General features: G+C 66.1%; 9 protein-coding genes, 1 tRNA gene and 1 pseudogene. 8 read left to right on the top strand and 3 right to left on the bottom strand.

Features of this window, described 5'->3' with window-relative positions:
- Positions 1–32: 32 nt before the first annotated feature.
- Positions 33–716 carry a GntR family transcriptional regulator gene (locus QH470_RS32190; RefSeq protein ID WP_280276147.1) on the bottom strand — a complete coding sequence of 228 codons (684 nt, stop codon included), beginning with the start codon at positions 714–716 and terminating at the stop codon, positions 33–35.
- A 1,169-nt stretch (positions 717–1,885) separates the two neighbouring features.
- Positions 1,886–1,972: transfer RNA gene (locus QH470_RS32195), tRNA-Leu, on the bottom strand.
- A 205-nt stretch (positions 1,973–2,177) separates the two neighbouring features.
- Here QH470_RS32195 and QH470_RS32200 point away from each other — a divergent pair.
- The 7 genes and pseudogenes from QH470_RS32200 to polA all read left to right on the top strand — a co-directional run bounded on the left by QH470_RS32200 (position 2,178) and on the right by polA (position 11,368).
- On the top strand, positions 2,178–2,804 hold the full coding sequence (locus QH470_RS32200; RefSeq protein ID WP_280276148.1) for an ANTAR domain-containing response regulator: 627 nt from the start codon (positions 2,178–2,180) through the stop codon (positions 2,802–2,804).
- Between the two features lie 231 nt (positions 2,805–3,035).
- A complete protein-coding gene (locus QH470_RS32205) occupies positions 3,036–4,274 on the top strand; it encodes a branched-chain amino acid ABC transporter substrate-binding protein (RefSeq protein ID WP_280276149.1) in 1,239 nt (412 codons plus the stop codon).
- A gap of 104 nt (positions 4,275–4,378) precedes the next feature.
- Positions 4,379–5,407, top strand: coding sequence for a branched-chain amino acid ABC transporter permease (locus QH470_RS32210; RefSeq protein ID WP_280276150.1), 1,029 nt, complete (start codon positions 4,379–4,381; stop codon positions 5,405–5,407).
- Entirely contained in the window at positions 5,404–6,597 is a 1,194-nt protein-coding gene (locus QH470_RS32215; protein WP_280276151.1) for a branched-chain amino acid ABC transporter permease, read from the top strand. Before QH470_RS32210 ends, QH470_RS32215 begins: the two co-directional genes overlap by 4 nt.
- Positions 6,594–7,615 (top strand): annotated as a pseudogene (locus QH470_RS32220) (ABC transporter ATP-binding protein); the annotation flags it as partial. The gene QH470_RS32215 and the pseudogene QH470_RS32220, both read left to right, overlap by 4 nt.
- A gap of 189 nt (positions 7,616–7,804) precedes the next feature.
- Positions 7,805–8,500, top strand: a complete 696-nt coding sequence (locus QH470_RS32225; protein WP_280276157.1) for an ABC transporter ATP-binding protein — start codon at positions 7,805–7,807, stop codon at positions 8,498–8,500.
- 123 nt (positions 8,501–8,623) lie between these two features.
- The gene (gene polA / locus QH470_RS32230) at positions 8,624–11,368 is read left to right on the top strand and encodes a DNA polymerase I (RefSeq protein WP_280276152.1); all 2,745 of its coding nucleotides are present in this window, start codon (positions 8,624–8,626) and stop codon (positions 11,366–11,368) included.
- Positions 11,369–11,383: 15 nt separating this feature from the next.
- On the opposite strand, the gene QH470_RS32235 is transcribed toward polA, so the two are convergent.
- Complete coding sequence (locus tag QH470_RS32235; protein ID WP_280276153.1) at positions 11,384–11,716, bottom strand: four-helix bundle copper-binding protein; 333 nt, start codon at positions 11,714–11,716, stop codon at positions 11,384–11,386.
- A 490-nt stretch (positions 11,717–12,206) separates the two neighbouring features.
- Between QH470_RS32235 and QH470_RS32240 the strand changes: the two genes are divergently transcribed.
- The gene (locus QH470_RS32240) at positions 12,207–12,641 is read left to right on the top strand and encodes a 2-keto-3-deoxygluconate kinase (protein ID WP_280276154.1); all 435 of its coding nucleotides are present in this window, start codon (positions 12,207–12,209) and stop codon (positions 12,639–12,641) included.
- The last annotated feature ends 94 nt before the right edge of the window (positions 12,642–12,735 follow it).

Raw genomic sequence — 12,735 nt, forward strand, 5'->3', positions numbered from 1 at the left:
CCTGGCATTAGGCCGGCAGAGCGTGTCAGCGGCTACACGTTGTCGGACGCTGGTGGCAGCGCCATGCGGAATACGAAGGCTTCGTAGCGATCTCGTGGATAGGACACGTCCGAAACCATGATTACGCGGCCTTCGGCGGTGAGGTACCGCTGATGGACTGTTTTGACGAGATCGCCAGGCGTGGTCTCGAGCCATTCAGCATGGCTGGGTGCGGGTAGTCGGTCGGAGACCGTTTCTTCGAGCATCGTCGCGCTGGTCGTGTCCGTGACGTCGATCGGCTGGTAGGTGTCCGATACGGAGATCGGCCGGCCGTCATCGCTTGCTCGGGTGAGAGTGTGCGTGATTTCGTGACCGACCGGCAGGCCGAATGCCTCGGCCTGTTCCTCGGTCGCGGGAACCCGTTCGGTAGTCCGGCTGATCTGAACATCGCTGCCGGACTCGTTTCCGAACGTCGCTTCGGGATTCTCCATTTGGCGCTCGGGCGAGATCCGAACGAGGTTTGGTCGGTCCGCGACGAATACGCCACGTCGCCGGACGGCGCGGACGAGGCCCTGGCTTTGAAGCAGCTCGATCGCCTTGCGTACCACGATGTCTGAGACCTTGTTCCGTGAGGCGATCTCGGCATAGCTTGGGAGCTGCATTCCCGGTGGTAGCTCGCCATTTCGAATACGCCGCGCGTATTCGCCCGCAATGGAAACGTAAGCCGGTTCCGCCATGGAGCACAGTCCCTTCGGTTCAATGTTCGCCGAACTAAGTATACAGTACTTCGTATACATAAAGCGGTTTGAGCTGGTGAGAAGGCATAGGGGAACTACTCCAGTCCTTCGTCTTCGATGCGCTCTCGTATGGCTTCGACCGTTCGGTCTTTCGGCGGTCTGTGTGGCCAGTACGCGACAACGAGATATACGACAGCCGAGAGCGCGAGTGCACCGAGAAATATTGCGAACTCTGCCAACCCGCTCACCCGAGCCCTCCGTTCGAACGGGTAAATGTCCAGCGCGCGAACGACATGCGAGGCAGCACAGTTTCCACGTCGGCGTGGTTCATGAGGGTGTTCAAGGTGATCGGATGGAAGTGTGCAGGTGATGGCGCAATTACTGCATCGACATCAGCGGTGCGCACTTGGTCGAGTAGCGGTGCGAGTGACGGCTCCGGCCAGACCAGTACGTATCCCAGATGTCTGGCTAGCCGTTGCATCTGGGCGCTGTCCCAGCAAGGGGCGACGCTCACGTCAAGGTCGATCCACCCAAATGCGGTTGGTTGGAGTCTCATCGCACACCCCTCATCGTGCTCCGTAGCCAGCCGCAGGGCGTGCAGTGATCCGCCCGGCAGTGGCCTTGACTGTGATGGAAACAGCGTATACGAAGATGCGTATACGTAACAAGAGATGACACTCGCGTTGGTGGAGGCACATCGGCTGTGACCGGAAAGCTGCCTGGTTCCCAAGACGGGCGGCCGCTTCTCGCGACTCTCGTTCTGCCCGCGAGACGTCAGTTCCGTTGCGGGACAAAGAGTTCAATCACCTTCGATGAAGGCGGTACGCTCGTCGGAGTCGCGCTGGAGGTGCTTCTCGGCCGTAAGGGGCGGCTACCTGGGATCGACCGAGTTCCGCTAGGTGTTCAGCGGGCGGCGGAAGCGTATGAAATGAAAGGTTCTGTGCCGCAGTGTTTTCGGCATTCGGGCGCGTCGCTGGCAATCAGTGTGGTGTGCGAATATCAAGGTTGTGCAGAAGGCGCATCGGGGCACATGACCGGGGACCATGACGCTCGATCTCTACGGTCATCCAGGGATTCGATGGCCGATGGGATCACCGCCGAAGCCCGCGGACCGCCGCGAACCGACCACCCCGAATTCCGCCAACGGGACCCCCAATAGCCCCCCAACCTGGTGCCGAGTGTGGGACTCGAACCCACACGTCCGTGAGGACAACGGTTTTTGAGACCGTCGCGTCTGCCAGTTCCGCCAACTCGGCGCACCGGTGGAAAATGATAGCGGGTGGGGGGCCGGTTGACCGAATCGGTGTCGGGGTGGCCGAACTCTCGCTGGGTAGATGGGTTCTGTGCGAGGTTGAACGGTACGCTTTAGGGCACTCGGGAGAGTGTGGCGGTCCGGCTAAGGGTGGGGCGGACGGGCGCGCGCTTCGGGTATTTGGCATCGGAATCACGAGGGGTCTATCTATGGGAACGACAGCAGGGGGCGCGGGCGCGAAGAAGGATGCGGCGACCGCCGCCAAGCGGGTGGTGGTCGCCGAGGACGAAGCGCTCATCCGGATGGACCTGGTCGAGATGCTCTCCGAGGAGGGTTATCACGTGGTGGGCGAGGCGGGTGACGGCCAGCAGGCGGTCGACCTGGCCGAGGAGTTGCGCCCTGATCTGGTGATCATGGACGTCAAGATGCCGCGCCGCGACGGGATCGATGCGGCGGCCGAGATCGCCACGAAACGCGTTGCGCCGGTGGTGATTCTGACCGCCTTCAGCCAGCGTGACCTGGTGGAGCGGGCGCGTGACGCGGGCGCGATGGCCTACCTGGTGAAGCCGTTCACCAAGTCGGATCTGGTGCCGGCGATCGAGTTGGCGGCCAGCCGCTTCCACGAGATCACCGCGCTCGAGGACGAGGTCGCGAACCTGTCCGATCGGCTGGAGACGCGCAAACTCGTGGAGCGGGCCAAGGGCGTGCTGATGCAGACGCAGGGGCTGTCCGAGCCGCAGGCGTTCAAATGGATACAGCGCACCGCGATGGATCGCCGCACGACGATGAAGGCGGTCGCCGAGGTGGTGCTGGAAAACCTCGCGCCGAAGTCCTGATACCGAACTCCGGTGCCGCGGACGGGTTCACCGCCCGCGCACCGGATTGCGGAGAATTAACGCCGGTGCAACACATCCGTGTAAATACTCGGAATCGAAGTCATGCAAATGACTCGAATGTGATGCAGAGCTAACGTGACGCCGCTAAGTTCTGAGCCGGGTCGACGTGGTCGGCTTCCTCGGCGATCCCGAGGGTTCAGCAGGACATAGAGGTGTACCGTGCTTGGTTCAATGACGCGGAGGGCCACACGTAGCCGTGTGACGCGATGCGCGCTGGTGATCGGAGCCGCGGCCGTGCTCGCGGTTGCCGGGTGCAGCAGCAAATCGACAGACAACAGCTCCGGTGACAGTACCGGCACCGGCGGCGGGCTGACGATCACCCCGCTCGTGCAGGTGAACAGCGAGGGCAAGGAGGTCCCCGCGGCCGATACCTCCGCGGCCGCCGATCCGGCAGGCGACGGCAAGACGAAATGCGCCCCGGAGACGACCATCGCCATGGCGGGCCCGCTCACCGGGCCGAACGCCAATCTCGGCCTCAATATCGTCCGCGGCGTGAAACTGGCGCTGGACAAGCACAACAAGGCCAACGCGGACTGCCAGGTCAAACTCAAGGAATTCGACACCGAGGGCAATCCGCAGAAAGCCAGCCAGGTGATCGACAAGATTCTCGGCGACCAATCCATCGTCGCCCTGATCGGCCCCACGTTCTCCGGTGAGACGAAGGCGACCGGGCAGCGCATCAGTGATACCGGACTGCTGTCGCTGTCCCCGTCGGCCACCAATGTCGACCTGACCAAGAACGGCTGGAAGACCTTCTTCCGCGGCCTGGGCAACGACGGAATTCAGGGGCCGTCGGTCGCCAAGTACCTGATCGGCACCGATCGGTACAAGAAGATCTGCGTCGCGCAGGACAACACCGACTACGGCACCGGCCTGGCGAAATCGCTGACCGAGACGCTGGGCCCGGTGGCCGATCCGAGCTGCGCGGTCAACGTCAAGGAAGGCGACAAGGACTTCTCCGCCGCGGTATCCAAGCTGGCCTCGGCGAAACCGGACGCCATCTTCTACGCCGGCTACTACGCCGAGGCGGCACCGTTCGTGCAGCAGCTGCGTTCCGGCGGCGTGACCTCGACGTTCATCTCCGACGACGGCACCAAGGACGTCGAATTCGTCAAGCAGGCCGGAAACGCCTCGAAGGATTCGGTGCTGTCCTGCCCGTGCGGCCCGGCGCCGGACAAATTCGCCGCCGACTACAAGGCGCTCAACGGATTCGACGCGGGCACCTATTCGACCGAGGGCTACGACCTGACCACCATCGTGCTGAAGGGTCTGGCGCAGGGGAAGGTGACGCGCCCCGACCTGGTGGAATTCGTGCGCACCTATGACGGGCAGGGCGTGGCCCGGCATTACCAGTGGGACGCGACGGGCGAATTGTCGAACGCCCTGATCTGGATGTACCAGGTCAAGTAGCGATCCTCCGAACACAACAGCGTGTGCCGGCACGCTGACGTCCGGAGCGACCGGAGTACGGCGATTCGCCGGCGCACGCTGTTTTCCAGACGGCGAGAGTAACGATGACTTCCTCAGTCACGACCCTGCTGGCCAGCGGGTCCATCGATTTCAACGTCTCCGGTGTCGTCGACCAATTCTGGCGACTCACCGTGGACGGCCTGACCTATGGTTCGATCTACGCCTTGGTGGCGGTCGGCTACACACTGGTTTTCGGGGTGCTGCTGCTCATCAATTTCGCCCATTCGGAAATATTCATGCTGGGCATGTTCGGTCAGCTGGTGGGGCTGATGCTGCTCGGCTTCGCGGCCAGTGGCGACATCTATTCGCAGGGCACATTTCTCACCGTCATCTATCTCGGCGTGGCGATGGTGATCGGCATGCTGGTGTCGGGCGGGGCCGCGGTCGGATTGGAACGCGTGGCCTATCGGCCGTTGCGGCGGCGCGGCGCCAAGCGGCTCATCTTCCTGATCACCGCGATCGGCATGTCGTTCGTGCTGCAGGAATTCGTGCACTACGTGCTACCCAAGATCGACCCGGATCTCGGCGGCACCAATGCCCAGCAGCCGATCATCCTGGTGAAGCCCACCGACGAATTCCACCTCTTCGACGCCGCGGTGACCAACGTCGCGCTGGTGATCGTGGTGTCCGCGGTGGCGCTGGCGGTACTCACCGAATTGGTCATCAACAGAACGAAATTCGGCCGGGGCATCCGCGCGGTGGCGCAGGACCCGGACACCGCGACGCTGATGGGAGTGTCGCGGGAGCGGGTCATCATGCTGACCTTCCTCATCGGCGGCCTGCTCGCGGGCGCCGCCGCGCTGCTGTACACGCTCAAGATTCCGAACGGCATCATCTATTCGGGCGGATTCGTGCTGGGCATCAAGGCGTTCAGCGCCGCGGTGCTCGGCGGCATCGGCAATCTGCGCGGCGCGCTGCTGGGTGGGCTGCTGCTGGGCCTGGCGGAGAACTACGGGCAGATCCTGTTCGGCACGGAATGGCGCGACGTGGTGGCGTTCGTGCTGCTGGTGGCCGTGCTGATGATCCGCCCGACCGGAATTCTGGGCGAGAGCCTGGGGAGGGCGCGGGCATGACCACCTCGAGACCGATGCACGGCGTCGGCGATGCGATCCGCTCCTGGTGGAACGGACTGTCCCGGCCGATGCAATGGGCCGTCGGCATACCGGCGATCGTGGTACTGGCGCTGCTGCCGATGTTCCCGCCGCCGCTGCTGGACACCCCGGGCACCAGCTTCGGCGGCGTGATGGCGCAGTTCGCCATGTACGCGCTGCTCGCGATCGGCCTCAATGTCGTTGTGGGACAGGCGGGTCTGCTGGATCTGGGCTACGTCGGGTTCTACGCCGTCGGAGCCTATTCGGTGGGCCTGCTCACCAGTCCCAACAGCCCGTGGAATCAGACGGCGGGTGGTTTTCTGAGTCCCCAGTGGGCGTGGCTGGCGTGTGTGCCGGTGGCCATCGTCCTGACCGCGCTCTCCGGGCTGATCCTGGGCACCCCGACGCTGCGGCTGCGCGGTGACTATCTCGCGATCGTCACCCTCGGATTCGGCGAGATCGTGCGGTTGCTGGCGGACAATCTCGGCGACATCACCAACGGCAGCCTCGGCCTGGCCGGGATCGCGTATCCGCGCGTGGGGGAGTCGGCGCAGCACCCCGGCGGCTATTTCTCCTCCGGCAATCTCGGCGACTCGCATTCGTGGAATCCCTTGGACCGCGCCAACTCCGGGACCTGGTGGTTCTGGATCGGCATGGTGCTGGTGATCATCGTGCTGCTGGTCGTCGGCAATCTGGAGCGCAGCCGGGTCGGCCGGTCGTGGGTGGCGATCCGCGAGGACGAGGACGCCGCGGAGATGATGGGCGTGCCGACGTTCAAGTTCAAGCTGTGGGCATTCACCATCGGCGCCGCGATCGGTGGTCTGTCGGGCGCGCTCTACGCCGGTCAGGTGCAGTTCATCAACCCGGCCGGGTTCAACATCATCAACTCGATGCTGTTCCTGTGCGCGGTGGTGCTGGGCGGCCAGGGCAACAAGCTCGGCGTGCTCGTGGGCGCCTTTCTGATCGTGTATCTGCCCAACCGGTTCATGTCGGTGAACGTCGGCGGGCAGTCGCTCGGCGACTACAAGTATCTGTTCTTCGGTCTCACACTGGTGGTGGTCATGATCTTCCGTCCGCAAGGGCTGTTCCCGGTGCGGCAGAAACTCCTCGCCTACGGCCGTCAGGTGTATCAGGCGGTGCGGCGGCCCGAGACGACCGGAGCGAGCCGATGACCGGGCCGGGCGGCGCCTTGTTCGACAACGAGGACATGGCCGCCGGATACGCCGAGCCCGAGCAAGCGGCCCCGAGCGCGGGCGTGGTCGACGTCGGCGAGGTGCTGCCGGAACTGGCCGACGCGGAGACCGTGGCCGAGGTGGTGGCTCCCACCCGGGCGATCGAGACCGAGATCGGGGCGCCGCTGCTGCGCACCGAGGGGCTGACGGTGCGGTTCGGCGGTCTCACCGCGCTCGACGACGTGACCTTCGAGATCCGCCGCGGCGAGATCCTCGGACTGATCGGACCCAACGGCGCGGGCAAGACGACCTGCTTCAACGCCATCACCGGGGTGTACCGGCCGTCGGCGGGCCGGGTGTTTTTCGACGGACGGCCGCTCACCAAGACCAAGCGCAACGAGATCACCCGTCTCGGCATCGCCCGCACCTTCCAGAACATCCGGCTGTTCGGTGAGATGACGGCGCTGGAGAACGTGGTGGTCGGCACCGACGCCCCGCCCCCCAACAACGGGGCGGGGGGCCAGATAAGGGACCGGGGGGCAAGGGGGGGGGGGCAACGGCCGCCGGCCACCAACCCTGGGGGCGGGGCGCCATCTTCCGGACCGGGCGGCATCGGCGAGAGTAACACGACGCCATCGAGCGCGGCATGGCGCTGCTGGAGTTCGTCGGCATAGCGCCGCACGCGGTGGAGAAGGCCCGCAACCTCTCCTACGGCGATCAGCGCCGATTGGAGATCGCGCGAGCGCTGGCGACCGAGCCGAAATTGCTGTGCCTGGACGAGCCGGCCGCCGGATTCAATCCGAGCGAGAAGTCGGCGCTGATGGATCTGATCCGCAAGATCCGCGACGACGGGTTCACCGTGCTGCTCATCGAGCACGACATGCGGCTGGTGATGGGCGTGACGGACCGCATCGTGGTGCTGGAGTTCGGCCGCAAGATCGCCGCCGGGCTGCCGGAGGAGATCCGCGACGATCCGGCCGTGGTAGCGGCATACCTCGGCGTGCCCGACGACGAGGTCGAGGATGTGGTGAAAGCGGCTGGGGGCGAAGGTATTCCGGGATCTCCGGAATCATCGGCCGATGCGGGATCGGCGATCCTTCCGGAATCTGCGGACGAATTGCCCGGTGTCGCAACCGGGTTCGCTCCGGCGGGATCGGTTTCGCCGGGCGTCGATGCGGCCGGGGAGTCGCTGCTCGTAGTCGAGGACATGGTGGTCAACTACGGCAGGATCGAAGCGCTGCATGGCGTTTCGCTCCAGGTGGCGCAGGGCGAACTGGTGACCCTGTTGGGAGCCAACGGCGCGGGCAAGACCACCACTATGCGGGCGCTGTCCGGCTTGCTGCCGCTCACCCGGGGGCGAATCATGTTCGAAGGCAAGGACATCACCCGGATGAAGGCCCACGAACGAGTGGTGGCGGGCCTGATCCAGGCGCCGGAGGGCCGCGGTGTGTTCCCCGGCATGACGGTCCAGGAGAACCTCGACATGGGTTGCCACGCCCGCCCGTTCAAGCAGCGTGCCCAGTACACCGAGACACTGGACTGGATTTTCGAGGTGTTCCCGCGGCTGGCCGAGCGGCGCAAACAGGTCGGCGGCACGCTGTCCGGCGGCGAGCAGCAGATGCTCGCCATCGCCCGCGCGCTGATGGCCCGGCCCCGGCTGCTCCTGCTCGACGAGCCGTCGATGGGCCTGGCGCCGATGGTGATCAAGCAGATCTTCCGCATCATCGGCGAGATCAACGCCCAGGGCACCACGGTGCTGCTGGTCGAGCAGAACGCCCAGCAGGCGCTCACCCGCAGCGACCGCGCCTACATATTGGAGACCGGCGAGGTCACCAAGACGGGTGCCGGGCGGGACCTGCTGACGGATCCGGCGGTCAAGTCGGCGTACCTGGGCGTGGCGTAGGTGGCGTACTCCGGTGGGCGTGCCGTAGTCGTGTAGCCACCGCCACGAGAGAGAGGGTGTCGATGTGGCCCACGTCATCCCCGGTGCGCCCGTTTGTCGGTGCCGGTACATAGACTCGGGGCCGTGACTCCAGCGACCACCGATCAGCGCCCGCGCAGTGTGTCCGCAGCGACCCCGAGTTCCGCCGGTGAGCGGCCCACGCTGTTGTTGCTGGACGGGCATTCGCTGGCCTATCGCGCCTTCTACGCGCTACCCGCCGAGAACTTCAAAACCGTCACGGGCCAGACCACCAACGCGGTGTACGGGTTCACCGCGATGCTGATCAACCTGCTGCGCGACGAGAAGCCCACCCATGTCGCGGCCGCCTTCGACGTCAACCGCAAGACCTTCCGCACTGAGGCGTTCCCCGACTACAAGGCCAACCGCATCACCACGCCCGACGAGTTCCGCGGCCAGGTGGAGATCACCCAGGAGGTGCTGGCCGCGCTCGGCATCCCGACCATGGCCCTGGAGGGCTACGAGGCCGACGACATCATCGCCACCCTCGCCACCCAGGCGGTGCCCGAGGGCTTCCGCGTCCTGATCGTGACGGGCGACCGCGACGCGCTGCAGTTGGTGAATTCCGATGTCACAGTGCTGTACCCGAAGAAGGGCGTCTCCGAGCTCACTCGGTTCACACCGGAAGCGGTCTCGGAGAAGTACGGCCTCACGCCCGCGCAGTATCCGGATTTCGCGGCCCTGCGCGGCGACCCGAGCGACAATCTGCCGGGCATTCCGGGCGTGGGGGAGAAGACGGCGACCAAGTGGGTGCGCGAATTCGGCGACCTGGCCACGCTGGTGGACCGGGTCGACCAGGTGAAGGGCAAGGTCGGTGACGCCCTGCGCGCCAACCTGTCCAGCGTCGTGCTCAATCGGCAGCTCACCGAGATGGTCAAGGACGTCCCGCTGCCCTACACCCCCGAGCAGCTGGCCCAGCAGCCGTGGGACCGCGATCGGATCCACCGCCTGTTCGACGACCTGGAGTTCCGGGTGCTGCGCGACCGGCTGTTCGAGACGCTGGCGCCGCCGGAGCCGGAGGCCGAGGGCGGTTTCGAGATCAGCGGTGGCGCGGTGGAGCCGGGCGCGGTCGCCGATTGGCTCGCCGAGCACGCGAAATCCGGTGTGCGCCATGGTATTTCGATAGCGGGCACCGGGACCCCGGTGAACGGCGACGTGAAGGCGATCGCGATCGCCGCCGCCGACGGCGAGGGCGGCTACTTCGACGTCATCGGCCTGACCCCGGAGGACGAGCAGGCGCTGGGCGCCTGGCTGGCCGACCCCGCCACCCCGAAGGCCGTGCACGAGGCCAAGTCCGCTCAGCACGCGCTGCGCGCCCGCGGCTGGCGGCTGGCCGGTCTCACCAGCGATACGGCCCTGGCCGCCTATCTGGTCCGGCCGGGCCAGCGCACCTTCAACCTCGACGACCTCTCGCTGCGGTATCTGTCGCGCGAGTTGCGGGTGGAATCCGGCGAGGACACCCAGCTCTCGCTGCTGGACGACGAGGATCAGGTCGACGCCGAACTGGCCAAGGCCGAGATCCTGCGTGCCCGCGCCGTCTCCGACCTGGCCGAGGCCTTCGACGCCGAACTCGAGGGCATCGAGTCCACCAAGCTGCTCACCGAGATGGAGCTGCCCCTGCTCGGCGTGCTGGCCGATTTGGAGGAGGCCGGTATCGCGGTCGACGGCGATCAGTTGCAGCAGTTGCAATCCGAATTCGCCGACCGTGTCGCCCAGGCCGCCGAGGCCGCCTACGAGGTGATCGGCAAGCAGATCAATCTCGGCTCCCCGAAGCAGCTGCAGGTGGTGCTGTTCGACGAGCTGGACATGCCGAAGACCAAGCGCACCAAGACCGGCTACACCACCGACGCCGACGCGCTGGAGTCGCTGTTCGAGAAGACCGGGCACCCGTTCCTCGAGCATCTGCTGGCCCACCGCGACGCCACCCGTCTGAAGGTCACCGTGGACGGCCTGTTGAAGTCGGTCGCCGACGACGGCCGCATTCACACCACCTTCAACCAGACCATCGCGGCCACCGGCCGGCTGTCGTCCACCGAACCGAACCTGCAGAACATCCCGATCCGCACCGACACCGGTCGTCGCATCCGCGACACCTTCGTCGTCGGCCCCGGCTACGAGTCGCTGATGACCGCCGACTACAGCCAGATCGAGATGCGCATCATGGCCCACCTGTCCAAGGACGCGGGCCTGATCGAGGCGTTCAACTCCGGTGAGGACCTGCACACCTTCGTCGCCTCCAAGGCCTTCGACATCCCGCTGTCGGAGGTGCATCCGGAGATGCGGCGCCGGATCAAGGCGATGTCGTACGGGCTGGCCTACGGTCTGTCGGCCTACGGCCTGTCCCAGCAGCTGAAAATCAGCGCCGAGGAGGCGAAGGCGCAGATGGAGGTGTACTTCAACCGCTTCGGCGCGATCCGCGACTACCTGCACGACGCCGTCGACCAGGCCCGCAAGGTCGGTTACACCGAGACCTTGTTCGGCCGCCGCCGCTACCTGCCGGATCTGGATTCCAGCAACCGCCAGCGTCGCGAGGGCGCCGAGCGGATGGCCCTCAACGCCCCCATCCAGGGCACCGCCGCCGACATCATCAAGGTCGCGATGATCAACGTGCAGAGCGCGATTCGCGCGGCTGGGTTGCGCTCCCGCATGTTGCTGCAGATCCACGACGAACTGGTCTTCGAGGTCGCCGCGGGCGAGCGCGAATCCCTCGAGGCGCTGGCCCGCGACCACATGTCCAAGGCCATCGAGTTGTCGGTGCCGCTGGAGGTCTCCGTCGGCGTCGGCCGCAGCTGGGACGCCGCCGCCCACTGAGGGCGGCGCTGTACCTCAGCGCGCGAGCACCTCGGTCAGCGACAGACAGGCCGCGGCTGCGGCTCGCGCCACCGAGGCGCACGCGGTTTCGCCGAGGCGGTCGCAGCGTTCGGCGGTGTCGGTGCACACCCGTGCGGTCAGCTCGCACTGCCGGTGCGCCCACTCGGAGTGGCGGTCGAGCAGATCGCCGGTGAGGCGGCACAGGTCCGAGCAGTCGCGCAGGGTCGCGATGTGGTGGGCGGTGGCGTGCTCGCCGCCACGGTCGAGCGAGTCGCGCATCTGGTGCTCGCAGCGGCGGTGGCAGCCGAGCAGATGATTGATCGCCGCCTGGACACTCGGGTCGGTCATCGGTGCCTCCTCTCGGCTCGAGCCTGGCATATTCGAGGGGTCCGCGAAGGGTTTCCCGTCGTTTGCCGAAGAAGTGATCAGGCTTTGTGACCTGGTTGGAAGCTCGCCGAAGGCGATTGCTGGACCACGCATCGGATGTTGGTACGCCGTTCACCAACCATTGTGACGAAGTTACCCATCGGTTCCGGGCCAATGTGGTTGCCAAGGCGTGGATTAGTCCATATTCTCGGTGCCGTGCCGAATCCCGCCGCAAGCCGCAGCGCAGCGCAGCTCGTCGCCGACCGCGACCGCGCCGCGCACCTTCCGCTAACCGCGATGGTGGCTGCTGCGCGACTTCTCGTAGTAACCCGCCGTAGCGGGGTCTGATTCGGACTGGCCTCCTCGCTGCGGCCATACAGATTTCTTGCGCTGGTCCCCTCTGTCATTTCAGACATTCAGCTCAGACGCGACTGTCCTGCGACACGACGAGACTTCGGGAAGACCTGGTTCAATGACCATCACTATCGACGCACACGACATCCTCACCGCCGCGCCCCAGGGCCTGCGGACCGAATGCGCGGGACTGTCTCCCGCCGAATTCCTCGACCGCTACTGCGAGCACTCCGGCCCGGTGAAGCTCAGCGACTGGAGCCGTGCCGGGCACCGCCACGGCGCGGAGTACACCGCGACGCTCGAGTTCACCGACCGGCTGCGGACCGTGGTGTCTGCCGGCAGCCCGGTGGCCGCGCTCACCTCGGCCCTCTACGAGGAGGGCTATCCGATCGAGATCCTCCGCTTCCATCAGCGGCGCACCGCGGTCGGCACCGCCACGTTCGTGCAGTGCGAGTTCAACGGGCGCCGCGGCTGGGCTGCCGCGATGGCCGCCGAGGGGGCGGAATCCGCCGCCCGCGCCATGATCGCGGTCACCAACAAGCTCGGCAGCTGACCTCGAAACACGAAGCGGCGCCGCCCGGGGGGGGATAGGGGGGGGGTGGGGGGGGGGGGGGGGGGGGGGGGGGGGGGTGGGGGGCCGCGGGGGG

This window comes from Nocardia wallacei, from assembly GCF_029868745.1.
In the GTDB taxonomy this organism is placed as follows: domain Bacteria; phylum Actinomycetota; class Actinomycetes; order Mycobacteriales; family Mycobacteriaceae; genus Nocardia; species Nocardia wallacei_B.